The organism is Stutzerimonas chloritidismutans AW-1 (assembly GCF_000495915.1).
Classification (GTDB): Bacteria; Pseudomonadota; Gammaproteobacteria; order Pseudomonadales; family Pseudomonadaceae; genus Stutzerimonas; species Stutzerimonas chloritidismutans.
This window is the reverse complement of record NZ_AOFQ01000016.1, coordinates 1-16,310: the sequence shown is the minus strand read 5'-3', so window position 1 is coordinate 16,310 and position 16,310 is coordinate 1. Positions and strand designations below refer to the sequence as shown.

At 63.9% G+C, this 16,310-nt stretch carries 13 protein-coding genes and 1 pseudogene; 3 read left to right on the top strand and 11 right to left on the bottom strand.

The genetic code is table 11. The annotated features are described in order from the left end of the window. The first annotated feature begins 66 nt into the window (after positions 1–66). Positions 67–1,113 (top strand): SDR family oxidoreductase, encoded by a 1,047-nt coding sequence (locus F753_RS30270; protein ID WP_023444401.1) that lies wholly within the window; start codon positions 67–69, stop codon positions 1,111–1,113. A 63-nt stretch (positions 1,114–1,176) separates the two neighbouring features. Beyond that, positions 1,177–2,496, top strand: a complete 1,320-nt coding sequence (locus F753_RS30265) for an NTP/NDP exchange transporter (RefSeq protein ID WP_023444400.1) — start codon at positions 1,177–1,179, stop codon at positions 2,494–2,496. Positions 2,497–2,551: 55 nt separating this feature from the next. Here F753_RS30265 and F753_RS30260 read toward each other — a convergent pair whose 3' ends face one another. The 10 genes from F753_RS30260 to F753_RS30215 form a co-directional block, all read right to left on the bottom strand. Continuing rightward, a complete protein-coding gene (locus F753_RS30260) occupies positions 2,552–3,820 on the bottom strand; it encodes a carbohydrate porin (protein WP_023444399.1) in 1,269 nt (422 codons plus the stop codon). 169 nt (positions 3,821–3,989) lie between these two features. Beyond that, complete coding sequence (locus tag F753_RS30255) at positions 3,990–6,122, bottom strand: PQQ-dependent dehydrogenase, methanol/ethanol family (protein ID WP_031297316.1); 2,133 nt, start codon at positions 6,120–6,122, stop codon at positions 3,990–3,992. 381 nt (positions 6,123–6,503) lie between these two features. After that, positions 6,504–7,271: a lipoate--protein ligase family protein gene (locus tag F753_RS30250; protein WP_023444397.1), complete on the bottom strand. Its 768-nt coding sequence runs from the start codon at positions 7,269–7,271 to the stop codon at positions 6,504–6,506. After that, a complete protein-coding gene (locus F753_RS30245) occupies positions 7,268–7,969 on the bottom strand; it encodes a 2-oxo acid dehydrogenase subunit E2 (RefSeq protein WP_023444396.1) in 702 nt (233 codons plus the stop codon). The genes F753_RS30250 and F753_RS30245 overlap by 4 nt, the downstream gene beginning before the upstream one ends. Positions 7,970–7,971: 2 nt before the next feature. Then, positions 7,972–8,205, bottom strand: a complete 234-nt coding sequence (locus F753_RS30240; protein ID WP_023444395.1) for a lipoyl domain-containing protein — start codon at positions 8,203–8,205, stop codon at positions 7,972–7,974. Positions 8,206–8,210: 5 nt separating this feature from the next. Then, positions 8,211–9,233 carry an alpha-ketoacid dehydrogenase subunit beta gene (locus F753_RS30235; protein WP_031297315.1) on the bottom strand — a complete coding sequence of 341 codons (1,023 nt, stop codon included), beginning with the start codon at positions 9,231–9,233 and terminating at the stop codon, positions 8,211–8,213. A 13-nt stretch (positions 9,234–9,246) separates the two neighbouring features. Continuing rightward, complete coding sequence (locus tag F753_RS30230) at positions 9,247–10,317, bottom strand: 2,3-butanediol dehydrogenase (RefSeq protein WP_041207158.1); 1,071 nt, start codon at positions 10,315–10,317, stop codon at positions 9,247–9,249. A gap of 99 nt (positions 10,318–10,416) precedes the next feature. After that, positions 10,417–11,406 carry a thiamine pyrophosphate-dependent dehydrogenase E1 component subunit alpha gene (locus F753_RS30225; RefSeq protein ID WP_023444392.1) on the bottom strand — a complete coding sequence of 330 codons (990 nt, stop codon included), beginning with the start codon at positions 11,404–11,406 and terminating at the stop codon, positions 10,417–10,419. 25 nt (positions 11,407–11,431) lie between these two features. After that, positions 11,432–13,009 (bottom strand): GMC family oxidoreductase, encoded by a 1,578-nt coding sequence (locus F753_RS30220; protein WP_023444391.1) that lies wholly within the window; start codon positions 13,007–13,009, stop codon positions 11,432–11,434. A gap of 49 nt (positions 13,010–13,058) precedes the next feature. Next, entirely contained in the window at positions 13,059–13,562 is a 504-nt protein-coding gene (locus F753_RS30215; RefSeq protein ID WP_023444390.1) for a gluconate 2-dehydrogenase subunit 3 family protein, read from the bottom strand. A gap of 396 nt (positions 13,563–13,958) precedes the next feature. Here F753_RS30215 and F753_RS30210 point away from each other — a divergent pair, with 396 nt between their 5' ends. Continuing rightward, the gene (locus F753_RS30210) at positions 13,959–15,890 is read left to right on the top strand and encodes a sigma-54-dependent Fis family transcriptional regulator (protein WP_023444389.1); all 1,932 of its coding nucleotides are present in this window, start codon (positions 13,959–13,961) and stop codon (positions 15,888–15,890) included. 14 nt (positions 15,891–15,904) lie between these two features. Here the strand turns inward: F753_RS30210 and F753_RS30205 are convergent. Further along, positions 15,905–16,310: pseudogene (locus F753_RS30205) on the bottom strand (phosphate ABC transporter substrate-binding protein); the annotation flags it as partial.

Sequence of the window (16,310 nt, the reverse complement as noted above, 5' to 3'; positions counted from 1 at the left end):
GCTGATACTCCATCCGTCGGCCGCCTCTGCCTGAGGCAAGCCATTCACGATGAAGAGGAAACGATCATGGCGCAGAGAAACGCAACCGAGCCGGGCGGCCATGCCCGGCCATTGATGAAGCTGGCCAGAACGCTGATCGCCGGGGTGGCGCTGGCTGGAACGCTGGCCGTCGAAGCCGCCAACCGGCCATCGCCGAAACCTGACTGGAGCCTGGACGACATGCCGGCTCAGACCGACCGCATCGTGCTGGTCACCGGCGGCACCAGCGGTATGGGTTACGAGGATGCACTGGCGCTGTCGCGCGCTGGCGCGGAGGTCATCATTGCCGCGCGCAACGCCGAGCGCGGGCAGGAGACGATCGAGCGAATACGCGAACAGGTGCCGGATGCCCGCGTGCAGTTCGAGGCAGTGGATCTGGCCAACCTGGCCTCGGTGCGCAGCCTCGCCGAGCGCCTTCAAGAGCGTTTGCCGCGCCTGGATGTGCTGATCAACAACGCGGCGATCATGGCACCGCCAGAGCGCGGCACCTCGGCCGATGGCCACGAGCTGCAGCTGGCGACCAACTACCTCGGCCCGTTCGCCCTGACCGCATTGCTGATGCCGCTGCTGCTGGAAAGCGACGATGCCCGGGTGATCAGCCTGTCCAGCATCGCGGCGGGTCGAGGCCGCTTGAACTTCGCTGACCTGCAGGCCGAGCAGGGCTACGACCCCTACGCCACCTACGCGCAATCCAAACTGGCGGTGCTGATGTGGGCAATGGAGTTGCAGCGCCACAGCGATACCGCCGGCTGGGGCATTCGCAGCATTGCCGCGCACCCTGGAGTCGCGGTCACCGAACTGGTCGAGCGCGGGCCGGGGCTGGATAGCGAGTTCGCCGCCAACTGGGCCAAGGACCGCGACGAATACCACTCCGCCGCCCAGGGTGCACTGCCGACCTTGTATGCGGCGACCGCGCCGGAAGCGGTCGGCGGCGCGTATTACGGGCCGACCGGCGAGGAGGAGAAACGCGGCCCGCTGGGCTTTGCCAGGGTTCCAGAAGCTGCCGCGAAACAGGCCGATGCCGCCGAACTGTGGCAGCTGTCGGAACGCCTGACCGGCGTGCGCTATCCCTGAACCCTCGGGCGCGGCCTTGCGCTCGCGCCCTGTTACCTCTCATCCTTTTTCAGGAGCGCGCCCATGAGCACACCATCCGTTGTGCATCGCCTGAGCGCCACGATCAATGCCGAGGAACACGAGCTGCGTCCGGCACTGAGTGGTTTCCTACTGTTCTTCTGCCTGTTCGCCGGCTACTTCATGCTGCGCCCGATACGCGAATCGATGGGCATCGCGGCGGGGGTGGAGAACCTGCAATGGCTGTTTACCGCCACCTTCTTCGTCATGCTGGCGGTCGTGCCTCTGTTTGCCTGGCTCAGCTCGCGCGTACCGCGGCTGCATTTCGTCGACTGGGTGTACGGCTTCTTCTGTTTGAACCTGCTGCTGTTCTCAGTGCTGTTTCTGCTGCAGGGCGAAAACCCCTGGCTGGCGCGGGTGTTCTACGTGTGGATCTCGGTCTACAACCTGTTCGTCGTGTCCGTGGCCTGGAGCCTGATGGCGGACGTGTTCGACGGCGCCCAGGCCAAGCGGCTATTCGCCTTTATCGCTGCCGGGGCGAGCGTCGGCGGGCTGGTCGGGCCCGCGCTCAGCGCGTTGCTGATCGGCAGTCTGGGAGAAGCGGGGTTGATGCTGCTCGCCGCGCTGCTGCTGGGCGGCGCGCTGGCACTCAAGTTCTCGCTCATGCGCTGGCGTGAAGTCGGCGGAGCAGGGCGGCCTGGCGCGACCCCGGCGGAGAGCACGCGCAAGCCGGTGCCGGGCAACCCGTTCAGCGGGATGACGCGGGTGCTGCAGTCGCCTTATCTGCTCGGCATCGCCGGCTTCGTGGTGCTGCTGGCCACGGTGACGACCTTTCTCTATTTCGAGCAGGCGCGTCTGGTGGCCGAACTGTTCCCCGACCGGGCGGCGCAGGTTCGGGTGTTCGGCACTATTGATGTGGTCGTCCAGGCCGGGGCACTGGTGTCTCAGCTGTTCATCACCGGACGGCTGGCGCAGACGCTGGGCGTGCGCGTGTTGCTTGCGATCGTGCCGCTGCTTGTCTGCGTCGGCTTTATTGGCCTGGCGCTGATGCCCAGCTTCGCTTTGCTCGCGGCGCTGATGATTGTGCGCCGGATCGGCGAGTACGCTTTCGTCCGGCCCGGCCGCGAAATGCTCTTCGCGCCGCTGGATGCGGAGAGCAAGTACAAGGCGAAGAACGTCATCGACACGGTCGTCTATCGCGCCGGTGATGCCGTCAGCGGTTGGGGAAAGACTGCACTGGACATGTTTGGTCAGGGCGCCGGCCTGGTCGCCGTGGCCGGCGCAATCTGCGCGCTGCTCTGGGGCTATCTCGGCTGGCAGCTCGGCAAGCAGGCGGACAGGCAAACCGAGGTAAGGGTGGGGGCAGTTGTGGGGAGTGGCGCTTGAGCGAAGCGCAGGCGGCGACCGGCTTTGCGCCCGGTCGCCGCGCTTCATGCGCCGGTCAGAAGCTGACCACCGTCTTCAGCCCTACGACCACCACGTCCTCCGCCTCGTCGAAGCCGCCGGGGCGGTGGAAGTACTGGATGTTCGGCGTCAGCGAGATGGCCGGCGTGAGGGCGACGCGGTAGTAGAGTTCGGCGGGGTATTCCACGTCCGGCACCGGCTCGCCCTGTTCGCGCAGGTGCTTGCGGGCGTCGTCGTTGATTTCCAGGCGGCCGAGGCCCAGGCCGAGCTCGTCATTCGGGCGCGAGGCGAAGGGGGCGGAGAGGATGCCGCCAACCTGCCAGATGCGCTCGATATAGGTCACGTCCGGGTCGGACTGGATGAAGTTGGCGAACAGCTTCAAGCGTCGCTCGGCCACCGCGCTGCTCTGCCAGAGCTGCTGTTCGGCCATCAGATAGCCGCCGGTGGCCTTGTCGTGTTCGGCGGCTGGCGCGCCGGAAAGCGCCATCGGCCGGCCGGCAGCGTCACGGTAGATGTCCTCGAAATCGCCGGTATTGCGCCAGAGGCCCAGACGGTAGGCGCCGGGTTGGCCGGCGAAGGTCGGCGTCCAGCCCAGTTCAGCAACGGCGTGGTAGCCGGTGGTGCCCGACGGGCTGCCGAAATTCAGGCCCTGCTCACGCTCGGTGAAACGCGGATTGACCTGATAAAGCGCGGTCTGCAGCGACCACTCTGCGTCCAGCTGGTAACGCGCGGTGGCGCCCCATTGGCTGATCGGCCAGGTGAACCAGTTCGGCGTGACATAGCCGGGCACCGTGCCGCAGAACCCGAGGTTCTGGAACGGGCAGGCGAAGGGGAAGATCTCGCCGCTCATGGGCAAACGGCCGAGCTTGACCAGCAGGCGGTCGTCCAGCAGTGCTTGCTGGTAATAGAACTGCACCAGTCGGGTGACGCTGCCGTAGCCGTGAATTTCCTGGGGTTGCAGCAGGACGCCGAGATCGGCCTCGGCGTTGAGGTTCTCGCCGTTGCGGTTGACCACGCTGAAGCGGAAACCGGCGCCGGACCAGCCGAGCAGTTTCTCCAGGTCCAGCGCGGCATCGAACATCAACTGATCGGAGTAGGTGCCGGTATGGTCATCGCCGCCCTGGGTGTTCCAGGCCAGTTCGTTGACGTAGGTGATCTGCAGGTCGACGCCGGCCTCATGCAGGCGGGTACGGCTGCCGTTCCAGTCGCCGAAGAGGAACTGATCGGGTGAATACTCGGCCGCGTGGGCAGAAGTGAACAGGCAGGCGGCGAGAACGCCGCTGCCGAAGCGCAGGCTTGTTGTCATTGTTCTGATCCTTCGGATGTAACGGTGCGGGTGCAGCGAATATCGTTAGTTGGAAGGCCTGTTACATGAACGATATTCGCGTGCGTTTCTGCTCATTGGTAACGCCTGGCTACATCTCTCGTAGGCGTTACCGGTTCAACGGTGTGGTTGGCGATTGAAAGTGGCCGGCTTAATGTCCGCCGCCAGACTTCACACCATCGCGCGCTTGCCGACGAACAAAATGGCGAATGCTCTCCAGCTCTGCATCTGTCAGGTCCGGGAACTTGGGCATGCCATTGGCAAGTAACGCACCGCCGCGCACAACACTCTCGAACGCCTTCTCACTGCCTTTGAGCAATATCGGCGACTCCCGCAGATCGGGTGCTTTCATACCCGCAACAGCTCCGGCGCCATGACAGCCAACACAGAGGTTCTCCGCAAAGACACCCGCGCCTGCCTCTGCCTTTTTGGCATCGACCTCAAACTTCTCATCAATAATCGGCTTGGCAAGTTGCGGTGCAGGCTGTTCTGGAACAACCGCTTTTCCATCTAGCGAGAACGTCATGATGCGGCGTTCGTGCACACCATATTTCCAGCCATGACTTTCAAATCCCAGCTCACCCGAGCCGCCGAAGTTGGAGGCCAGTGCACCACCAGGACCCACGAGCAGGGAAACCATCTGCTTGCCATCCAGCTTGTAGGTAATCGGTGGCGCAGAGATACCGAGGCCCACGTCATAGGACCAAAGTTCGTCACCGGTACGGGCATCGTAGGCTTTGAGCATGCCATCAGGCTGGCCCTGGAAAACCAGGTTGCCGGCTGTGGTCAAGGTTCCGCCACCCCATGGGCTCTTCTGATTTACTTGCCACACACGCTTGTTCCTGACCGGGTCCCAGGCCTGCAGGGAACCGCGTGACTCATGTGGGTCCTTGGTCAATTCCCAACCGGTCAACCCCAGGTAAAGCTTGTGGCTCGCCATCTTGTGGCCAGGCTTCGTATTTTTACCGTCGTCCTTGAAGGTGTTGCCTAAATGGTTGGTGGGGATAAAGGCAAGATTCAACTCGGGGTTATAAGACATCGCATGCCATGAGTGAGCACCGAATGCCGAAGGATAGATATTCTTCTCGCCGTCGGGATACCGGGCGTCCTCAGCAACAATATGGCGCTGTTCTTTCAGGTCGTATTTAGTTGACCAGTTGGCGTCAGTGAATTTTTCAGCGGACAGCACTTTGCCGTTGGAGCGGTCGATCGTATAGAAAAAGCCGTTTTTCGGCGCATGCAGTACCGCATCAACATCCTTGCCATCGACTTTCAGATCGGCCAGCACGATGTCCATGTTCGAGTTGTAGTCCCAGGTGTCGCCTGGTGCAGTCTGAACGTGCCATTTGTATTCGCCCGTATCCGCATCTACAGCCACGACCGAGCACAGGAACAGGTTGTCGCCGCCGTCCGGGCTACGCACTTTGATATTCCATGGCCCACCGTTGCCTGTCCCGAAGATGAGCTGGTTGTATTTCTCGTCGTAAGTCCAGCCATGCCAGGCATTACCGCCGCCGCCGTTTTCCCACCACCAGCCAGTCCAGGTTTTGGCGGCCATTTCCTGAGCGGCGTCTTCGAATCCATCTGCGGGATTGCCAGGGACGATATAGAAACGCCAAACCTGTTTACCCGTTTCAGTGTCATAGGCGGTCACATAACCGCGCATCGGCCCAAGTTCTGTTCCGCCATTGCCTACAAATACCTTGCCATCGAAGGCCTTGGGATGACCTGTGATATTCAACGGCTGGTCGTGATCGAAGGTTCGGGTCTGCCAGACTTCCTTGCCGTCCTTTCTGTTGATTGCAATCAGGCGGCCATCCCATGTGGCGATGAATAACTTATCCCCGTATGTTGAAAGGCCTCGGCTGTGCTTCCAGAAGACCTTCTTCATGTTGTTGTCGATGATCTCCTTGGAAACTTGTGGGTCATATTCCCAGAGCATCTTGCCCGTGCGTGCATCGAACGCACGTGTTCTGTTCATTTCACCAACGTAGTACATGACCCCATCGACGACCAAAGGTGTTCCGACGATATCGGAGCGATCCGGCAGCGGCGCGTACCATTCAGGCTTGAGCCCGCTGACGTTCTCTACGTTGATGTCTTTGAGGGGGCTGAATCGCTGTTCGGAGTGTGTTCGCCCGTAAGCCAGCCAATCAGTGGTGTTCGATTCGTCAGACAGTTCCTTGTCGGTAATGACTCTGTCTGATGCGTGCAGTGGCGTGATCGCAAGAAGCGAGGCGGCCATGATTATCTGTACCCTTAAACTCGACTGTTTGAATTTCATTTTTATTATTTCCTTGTATGGGGTTGTTTCTCGTTTCAGGCATTCCTTAAACGAGCGACCGCTGCTAGAACTCTTCTGATATTGGTTTTATTGGCAAAGCGGCTTCCACTGCTGCGCGCTGTAATGGCGAGCAACATGGGTGTGCGTATATCACTGCTTTTGGATTAGTTATTTAAACTTCTATAACTAGAAATCCGGTTTGGTTGCGTGTGGGTTGCCTGCGCTAATGACGGTAGCGTCGCTGCGGTAACGCTCCGCAGAGCGTCGCTGTACATCGTCCTAACAGGGTGTTGCTGCGTTGGAGCGGGTAAGGGGTGGGATGGCTCATGGTGTTTCCTCCGATGCATGGCCGGCCCGGATGGCCTGCCGTGTTGTTTTTATTCAAAGCAAGGGGGAGTGCCGTCCGGCGGCGAGGCCTTCGGGCAGATAAGTGCTGGCGCGGGCACCGAGTTCCAGGCCCTGCCAGGCGAGGACGCGCTGATAGCATTCGGGCAGGGATGCGGCGGTTGCCCAGGCATCGGCCAGTCGCTCGGCGAGCGCCAGATGGCTCGCGGCCTGGCAGCGCAGGTCGCTGGCGCAGGCGTGGTAGAAGCGGTTCACCACGTCGGCCATTGGCTCACGCCAGTCTTCGATCAGCAGCGCGGCATGCGCCAGCACCACCGGGCGACCGCCACGGCTGCGCCGCCAGCGCTGGGCGGTGCCGGCGACCTTGCGGCCCTCCAGGGTGAGGTTGAAGCGGCCGTCGCAGAATGCACCCGGCACCGCGCCCACACCGGCCTTGAGGCCGTTCTCCGCCAGCCACAGCGCCAGGGGTTCGAGCAGCCGTTCATAGGCGATGTCGATGCGCTTGCCGACCTCGTCGCCGCTAGGCAGTGCACAGGCCAGGGCAATGTTGAGCACGGCAGAGGATTGCGGCACCGGCTCGCCGCCGGTGTCGCGCAGCAGGATCGGCCAGCCCTGCGCCGCGCAGCGTTGGCTGGCCAGGGCGAAACCGGACCGTCGCTCGAAGCTGCCGGGCATCACCAGCGCCTGGCCGGTGGGGCGCCAGAGCAGCAACTGGCAGTCGAACAACCCGTCGCAGACGCGCTGTAACAAGGCCCGCTCGGCATTCAGGCCAGCGCCCACACTGAACCGGGCGATGCCGTTCATGCCGCGTACTCCTCGATACGCCGGCAGAGATCATCGAGAAACTCTGCCGCGGGCGAGCCGTTGACGGCGCGATGGTCGAAGGTCAGCGACAGGCCCATCCACTCGACTTCCACCAGTTCGCCGCTGGGCCCGAGTTCCAGCCGCCGCTGAATGCCGCCGACACCCAGGATCGCCACCTGCGGCGGGTTGAGGATCGGCGTGAAGTGGTGCACCCGCGACAGCCCCAGGTTGGAGACGGTGAAGGTGGCGCCGGTCAGCTCCTTGACCGGCAGCTTGCCGGCCAGGGCCTTGTCTACCAGCGCCTTGCGCGCCAGACACAGGCTTTCGCCGTCCAGCTGTTCGGCGTCGAACAGCGCCGGGGCGACCAGCAGATCGCCCGGCAGCGGGATGGCGAGGCCCAGATGCACCGCCACGTGCTGGTGGATCACCTCGTTCTCCAGCGTGGCATTGAGCCCGGGATGGGCCTGCAGCGTCTCGATCACCTTGAGCAGCAACAGGTCCTGCACGGACACCGCGCTGCCCTCGGCCTTCAGCTCGGCACGACGGGTTTTCAGCGCATCCAGCCGGCATTCGCTGTGGTGGGTCAGCTGCGCGGTGGTCTGCAGACTTTCGTGCATCTTCGCCGCGATCATCTTGCGCATGCCCTTGAGCGGCACCCGTTCGGGCGCGCGCTCGGGCAGGATTTCCAGTCGAGTCATGGCTATTCCACCTGGCCGATGACCGCACCCTTGGCGATCACCGCGTCTTCTTCCTCGATGATCTTCAGCACGCCGGCAGCCGGCGCCTCGATCTCGAACTGGGCCTTTTCCGACATGACCTCGGCGACCAGGTCTCCGGCGGCCACTTCGGCGCCGTCGCTGACCAGCCAGGAGGTGATCACCGCTTCGGCGTCGCCTTCCCAGAGGTCGTCTGCAATCACGATGGGGGTACTCATAAACGTCATTCCTTATGCATGGCGTGGTAGGCGGCCACGATCTTGTCGGCGTTGGGCAGGGCCCATTGCTCCATGACCGGGGTGAAGGGGATGGGGATGTCGGGGAAGGCCACCCGCTGCGGGCGCGCCTTGAGCATGCCGATGTCGTGCTCGACGACGCTGGCGATGATTTCGCCGCTTACGCCGAAGCTGTGATAGTCCTCGTCGATCACTATCAGCCTGCCGGTTTTGCGTACCGAGGCGATGACATGTTCGCGGTCCAGCGGCACCAGGCTGCGCAGGTCGATGACCTCGGCGCTGACGCCGTCCTTCTCCAGCTGCGCGGCAGCGCGCAGGGCGTGGTGCACGCCGGCGCCGAGGCTGACCAGGCTGACGTCGCGACCCTCGCGCACGGTCTTGGCCTTGCCGATCTCGACGATGTAGGGCTCTTCCGGCACCGGCACCGTGGCGCCTTTCTCGGTGCCCAACCAGCCCATGCCCTGCAGCGCCTTGTGGAAGAGGTACACCACCGGGTTGTCGTCGCGAATCGCCGCAGTCATCAGGCCTTTGGCGTCGTAGGCGTTGCTCGGCACCACCACCTTCATGCCCGGCAGGTGGGCGAAGGTGCCGTAGAGGCATTGCGAGTGCTGGGCGGCGTCCGAGTAACCGGCGCCGGTGGAGGCCATCAACACCATCGGCACCGGCACCTTGCCGCCGGAGAAGTAGGTGTTTTTGGCCATCAGGTTGTAGATCGCGTCCATGCAGACGCCGAAGAAGTCGACGAACATCAGCTCGACGATCGGCCGCATGCCGTCCGAGGCGGCGCCGACCGCGGCGCCGATAAAGGCCGTTTCGGAAATCGGCGTGTCGCGGATGCGCGTCTTGCCGAACTCGTCATACAGCCCACGGGTGTTGCCGAACACGCCGCCGAGCTGGCCGATGTCCTCGCCCATCACGAACACCTTCGGGTCCAGGCGCATCTCCTGCGCCACGGCTTCGGCCATGGCGCGGGCGACGGTTAGTTTTCTTTCCTTTACTGCTGTGGTCATGGGGTTCTCCTGCTCAGCCGGCCAGTGCGGCGGGGCTGACGATGATCTTGACGTTGCGGTCCTTGTGGTTGGCCAGCTCCTCGAAGCCCTGCTCGAGGATGTTGTCCAGGCCGATGCGGCCGGTGATCAGCGGGGTGACGTCCATGCGGCTGTCGGTGATCAGGGCGATGACGTCGGCGAATTCGCCGGCGTAGGCGAGCGAGCCGATCACTTGTTTCTCGGTGGCGACGATCTCGAAGAAGTTGAACTCCGAGGGTTCCTCGAAGATGCCGACCATCACGCAGCGACCGGCCTTGCGGATCACGTCGATGGCGAGCTTGGCGGTGGACTTGTGGCCGATACACTCGAAGGAGACGCCGGCGCCGTAGCCGCCGGTGAGCGCCTTGATTTCGGCGATGGCGTCGCACTCGCTGGGGTCGATGACCCGGTTGGCACCGACTTCCAGCGCCTTGGCCTTGCGCGCCGCGGACATCTCCAGCGCGATCACCTGGCCGGCGCCCGCAGCCTTGGCGCACATGATGGTGCACAGGCCGATGGTGCCGGCGCCGACCACCACCACGGTTTCGCCGAGCAGGCTGCCGGCCTTCTTCACCGCGTGCATGCCCACCGCCAGCGGCTCGATCAGCGCGCCGGCTTCCATTGGGAATCCCTCCGGCAGGCGGTAGAGTAGCTCGGCGGGTACGTTGACGAATTCGGCGAAGGCGCCGTTGTTCATCAAGCCGGTAAAGGCCAGCTGCTCGCAGAGATTGTACTGGCCGGTCTTGCAGAAGCGGCACTGGCCGCAGTGCTGGCAGGCATCGGCGGCGACCTTGTCGCCCGGCGTGTAGCCCTCGACGCCTTCACCGGTGGCGACGATCTCGCCGCAGAACTCGTGGCCGAGGATGCACTGGCCCTTGATGCCGGTGAGCGGGTGCGGCGCATCCACCGGAATGAACACCGGGCCGGCGAGGTATTCGTGCAGGTCGGAGCCACAGATGCCGCACCAGTGCACGCGAATCTGTACCCAACCCGGTTGCGGCGCGCCGGGCAGCGGGACCTGTTCCAGGCGGATGTCCTTGCGGCCGTGCCAGACGGCGGCGATCATGGTGGCTTGGCTGTTCATGGTGGTGTTCCTCTTGTTGTTCTGCTGGTGTCCGCGTTTCGCGAGCAGGCTCGCTTCTGCGGTCTTCGGGACTGACCTGTGCTACACGAAGACCTGCTCCAGCGCCTCTTCCGGCCGCGGGTACGGGCTTTCGCGGGCGAACTGCACGGCCTCGTCGATGCGGCCGCGGGCGCGTGCGGCGATGTCTTCGGCCTGCGCTTCGCTCATCACGCCTTCGTCGATCAGGCGTTGGCGGTAACCGGGGATCGGGTCCTTTTTCATCAGGCCGTCCTTCTCGCCCTCGGGGCGGTAGGTTTCGCCGTCGCCCATGAAGTGGCCGGCCAGGCGGTAGGTCTCGATCTCGATCAGGGTCGGGCCGCCACCGGCGCGGGCGCGCTCGATGGCTTCACCGGCGGCGCGGAACACGCCGTCCGGGTCGTTGTTCTCGACGAACACGCCGGGCATGCCGTAGGCCGCGGCGCGTACGTGGTGCTGCTCGATGCAGGTGGCGCTGGCCTTGGCCACCGAGATGCCCCAGGCGTTGTCCTCGATGACGAACACCACCGGCAGCTTCCACAGCGCGGCGAGGTTCAGCGTTTCGTGGAAGGCGCCCTGGTTGGCCGCGCCCTCGCCGATGAAGGAGACAGCCACGCCGGGCTTGCCCTGCATCTGCCGCGACAGCGCCGCGCCGACCGCCGGGCCCATGCCCTCGGCGATGATCCCCGAGCAGGAGAAATTCACCCGGCCATCGAACAGGTGCATGTGCCCGCCGCGGCCGCCGGACAGGCCGGTGGCTTTGCCGAAGATCTCGGCCATCATCTCGTTGAGGTTGACGCCCTTGGCCACGGCGATGTGGTGCGGGCGGTGGGTGGCGGTGACGATGTCCGCAGCCTCGAGGTGGGCGCAGACGCCCACGGCGCAGGGCTCCTGGCCGTTGGAGAGGTGCATCTCGCCGGGGATCGGCCCCTTGGCCATGTTGAACACCGGGGTCTTGCCTTCCATGTAGATGCGCTCGATGGATTCCTCCATGTAGCGGCTGGTCAGCATCTGCTCGTACATCCACAGGCGCTGCGAGTTGCTGGGCTGGGTCATGGGTGGACTCCCTTGTAGTGACGGGTCAGATCGCGCGTTCGTTGAGCAGCCGGCCGATCTGCTCGGCCTGGCGCAGGGCCAGCGCGACGATGGTGAGGGTGGGGTTCTGGCCGCCGCTGGTGGTGAACTGGCTGCCATCGGAGACGAACAGGTTGGGGATGTCATGGCTCTGGCCCCACTTGTTGACCACGCCGTCACGCGCCTTCGCGCTCATGCGGTTGGTGCCCATGTTGTGGCTGGCCGGGTAGGGCGGCAGCTCGATGATGTCGGTGGCGCCGGCGGCCTCGTAGCACCTGGCGGTGGCGGCGACGCCGTGCTTGCGCATGGCGGCATCCATCGGGTGATCGCTCTTGGTCACTACCGGAATCGGCAGGCCGTACTGGTCCTTCTCTGTGGCGTGCAGGGTGATGCGGTTGTTCTCCAGCGGCAGGTCTTCGCCGCACAGCCAGACGCCGGACATGTGGTTGTACTTTTCCATCCGCGACGTGAACTGCTTGCCCCAGCCCTTGGGCGTCGGGTCGAGGAAGGCGGAGAGGAAGGGCAGGCCGAGGGCAAGGATTTCCAGCCGGTAACCGCCGACGAAGCCGCGCGACGGGTCGTTGTAGGACTCGTCGGAGATGACCCCGGCGCAGGTGGTGCCGCGGTGCATGTTCACCGGCTTGGGCATCACCGCGAAAATGCCGGCGGTGGTGTGGGTCATGTAGTTGCGCCCGACCTGGCCGGAGGAGTTGGCCAGCCCGTCGGGGAACATCGCCGAGGCGGAGTTGAGCAACAGCCGCGGCGACTCGATGGAGTTGCCCGCCACGCAGACCACCCGGGCCTTCTGCCGCTGGATGGTGCCGCTGGCATCGGCGTAGACCACGGCATTGGCGCGGCCCTTGGCGTCATGCTCGATGCGCAGCACCATCGACTGCGGGCGCACTTCGCAATAACCGCTGGCTTCGGCGCGGGGAATGTCGGTGTAGAGCGTCGACCACTTCGCGCCCATCTTGCAGCCCTGCATGCAGAAGCCGAGCTGCTGGCAGGCGGCGCGGTCGTCATAGGGCTCGGTGTTGATCGCCATCGGCCCGGAGAGGATCTCCTTGTAGCCGACCCGCTTGGCGCCGGTGGCCAGCACCTTGAAGGAGTTGTGCCACGGGTGATAGGCCATGCCGGTGCTCGGCCCGGTCACGCCCATGTGCTTCTCGGCCTTCTCGTACCAGGGCGCCATCTCGTCCAGCGTCACCGGCCAGTCGAGCAGGTTGGCGCCGGCGATGACGCCATTGATGCTCTGCATCTTGAATTCGAAGTCGCGAAAGCGCAGGGCGATGCCGGCCCAGTGCACCGTGCTGCCGCCGACGCCCTTGACGATCCACGCGGGCAGGGTCGGGTTGTTCTCGGTCAGGTGCCAGCCACCGGCGGCCTGGCGTTTGTCGAGCCAGGAGATCTTCTTGAACATCGCCCACTCGTCGTTCTCGATGTCCTCCAGCGTGTGGCGCTTGCCGGCTTCCAGCACCACGCTGCGAATCTTCTGCTTGGCCAGCGCGTTGGCGAGCGTCCCGCCGCCGGCGCCGGAGCCGATGATCACCACGACGCCATCGTCATCCTGGGCAAAAATTGCCATGGGGTATTCCTCGTCTTGTTCTTGTTGTTATCCCGTGTGCACGGAGTGCTCAGAGCCAGTTCAGATCGTTGAAGCCGCGGTTGACGTAGCCGCCGTATTCCCAGGACGAACCCTCGTAGCCGAACAGCGGGAACAGCGCCTTGTTGTCGTACAGGCCGAACATCAGGCTGCTGCGCACGGCCTTGAAGAAGGGGGTGTTTTCGATCTCGGTCAGCAGGGCCACGCGCTCTGCTTCGTCGAGCTGTTCGAATGGCGAGCCATAGGCCAGGCGCGCCTGCTGTTGCAGGTCGTCCAGGCCGCTAGCGACCAGGGCCGGCTGCTCGTCCACCAGGCCGAGCAGGGGCTGCACGTAGTGGTGGTCGCTGATGAAGGCGTGGGGAAAGACGTCACGGCCCATGCGCAGAAGGCCATCGGGCAGGTCTGGCAGGCGTTCCTCGGCGAGCAGGTTCACCGGGATCAGTTGCGACAGGCTGAATGCCAGCAAGGACTGGCCGGAAATGGAAAGAAAACGTCGCCGGTTTAGCGTGCCGTGCGGGCGAGCTGAATCGTGCATGACATGGCTCCTGATTATTACCGGCGGTTCCGTGGTGCTCGGAATGCTGGCGATCTTGTTATGCGAAGAGTTTGTTCCGCAAAACAGTAGGAGCAGTTGTCATGCCAACTTTTAGTGAGAGCTTCAGATGTTGGTAGTAGATTGATAAATATGGTTTTTTGGTAACTTTACGGTGCTTATGTATTTAATGTGTAAAGCGCTTTAGGCGTTACACCTGTAAAGCGCTGTAAAGCGTTTTACAGTACGGCGACAAACAATATGAATAGAAAAAGTGCTTCTAAAGTTCAGGCTGGTCTGTCCGGGTCAATGGTTTATCCTTCGTTTATTGCAAAACAATAAAGCGTTTCACTGGAGTCGCCTGCGCTCGGTCTGGCGCGAGCACTTCGAGGAGGATGCATGAATCTGCTATCCGGTCCGGTCAGCCATATCGACGCGGTGCTATCGCTGGCCAATGCGCCGCACCTGCCCGGTGATCGTGATCCGATCATCGCGCGCTCCTGGCACCGCTGTGTGCACGACTACGGCCTGGATCCGGCGCGGCCTGCCGAAGCCCGCTTCGTCCCGCGGCAGGTGCTGCGCGAACATCAGGATCAGGCCGACGAGCTGATCAATGTCGCCCGCGCCGGCGTCGAGCAGCTCTACCGGCAGATCGCCGAGCTGGGTTACGTGATCCTGCTGACCGACAACCGCGGTATCGCAGTGCAGTTTCTCGGCGACCCGGCAGACGAAAAGGCGCATCGCAAGACCGGCCTGTTCCTCGGTTCGGACTGGGGCGAAGACCATGCCGGCACCTGCGCAGTCGGCACCTGCATCAAGGAGCAGCAGGCGCTCACCTGTCACCAGCAGGATCATTTCAGCGTCTGGCATACCAACCTCACCTGCACCGCGGTGCCCATGTTCAACCCGCACGGCCAGCTGCTGGCAGTGCTGGATATCTCCGCGCTGCATTCACCACCGACCAAGGATTCCCAGACCTTCGCCCTGCAGCTGGTCAAGCAGTACGCGCGGATGATCGAGGATGCCTATTTCATGCGCGTCTATCGCGAGCGGCCGATCCTCTGTTTCGACGGCTCCCGAGAGTTCGTCCTGATCAACCGCCGCTACCTGCTGGCACTGGGAGACGATGGCGAGCTGCTCGCCGGCAACACCGCCGCCCGGGGTCTGCTGGCCGAACACGGGTTGATGATGCCGGGCCCCTTTGGCACCCCGGCGCAGGCGCGCATCGATCAGCTGTTCGATTGCGAACTGAGCGATGTGCTGAGCATTCCCTACGCCAGCCATGACCAGGTTCGCGCCTTTCGCACCCATCGCCACCAGTTGTTCTTCGCCGCCTTGATGGAGCCGCGTCGCCGTGCACCGGAGCCGGCCGAACGCAGCGCGCCCGGTGGGCATGCCGCGCTCGATGCCCTGGCCGACGATGACCCGGTGATGCGCAAGATGCTGGCCCGCGCCAAGCGTCTATGCAGCGAGCCGCTGAACGTACTGCTCAATGGCGAGACCGGCACCGGCAAGGAACGCTTGGCCAAAGCGCTGCACGAAAGCGGTTGCCGGCGCAGCAAACCTTTCGTGGCGATCAACTGCGGCGCCATGCCCGAGTCGCTGATCGAAAGCGAGCTGTTTGGCTACGCCCCTGGCACCTTTACCGGCGCCCGTAGCAAGGGCATGCGCGGGCTGATCCAGCAGGCCGACGGCGGCACGCTGTTCCTCGATGAAATCGGCGACATGCCGCTGCACTTGCAGACCCGGCTGTTACGGGTGCTGGCCGAGCAGGAAGTGATGCCGCTGGGTGCCGAGAAACCGGTGAAGGTGGATATCCGCGTGGTGGCCGCCAGCCACCGCGACCTGCGGCAGATGGTAGAGAGCGGGGCGTTTCGCGAGGACCTGTTCTACCGCCTGAACGGCGCGTCGCTGAAGCTGCCTCCGCTGCGCGAGCGCGCCGACAAGGGCTTCCTCATCGAGCGGGTGTTCGCCGAACTCGCCGAGGGCCGGCCGGGCAATCCGCACCTGCGTGGCGATGCCATGAGTGCGCTGCTGGCCTATCCCTGGCCGGGCAACATCCGCGAGCTGCGCAACGTATTGCAGTACGCACTGGCGACCTGTGAGGGTGATGAGATCACCGTGCAGGATCTGCCGGACGAGTGCCTGCCACCGATTCTGGCGCGCTGTCGTCAGTCGTCGGCCCCGTCCGAACCCGAGTCGGCGTCGGCACTGCGCGACCAGCTGCGCCGGCATCGCTGGAACGTCAGCGCCGTCGCGAGGGAACTAGGCGTGTCGCGCCCGACGGTGTACCGGCGCATGCGCGTGCTGGGTATCGAAGCGCCGGTATGACCGGCGCCAGGGCTCTACTCGCTGACCGGCTGTTCCGCCGGCGAGGCTTTTTCAGCGGCGATATCGAAGGCAATGCTCCAGTTGTGCAGTGGGTAGGGCTGGTGCACCAGTGCCTTGATGTTGGCTTCGGCAGGCATGAGGTCGGGCAGGTATTCGTAGGTGGCGTCGGCGCGCATCGGGTCGCTGTCGCGCAGCTGGCCAGCGCCGCCGACCTGGTGGCTGGCGTAGCTGATGCGTGGCTGGCCGCTGAAGCCGCGACTGGCACGCAGCCGCACGACGGTGTCGGCGACGATGTCGACGGCTTCGATGGGCACTTCGCCGTTGTCGTCACGCAGCACGAAACCCTTGTTCTTCACGTCGCGGGCCTGGTGGCCGAGGTACGGCTGGTCGAACGCCAATGGCGGGGGGGGGCCGGGGGAA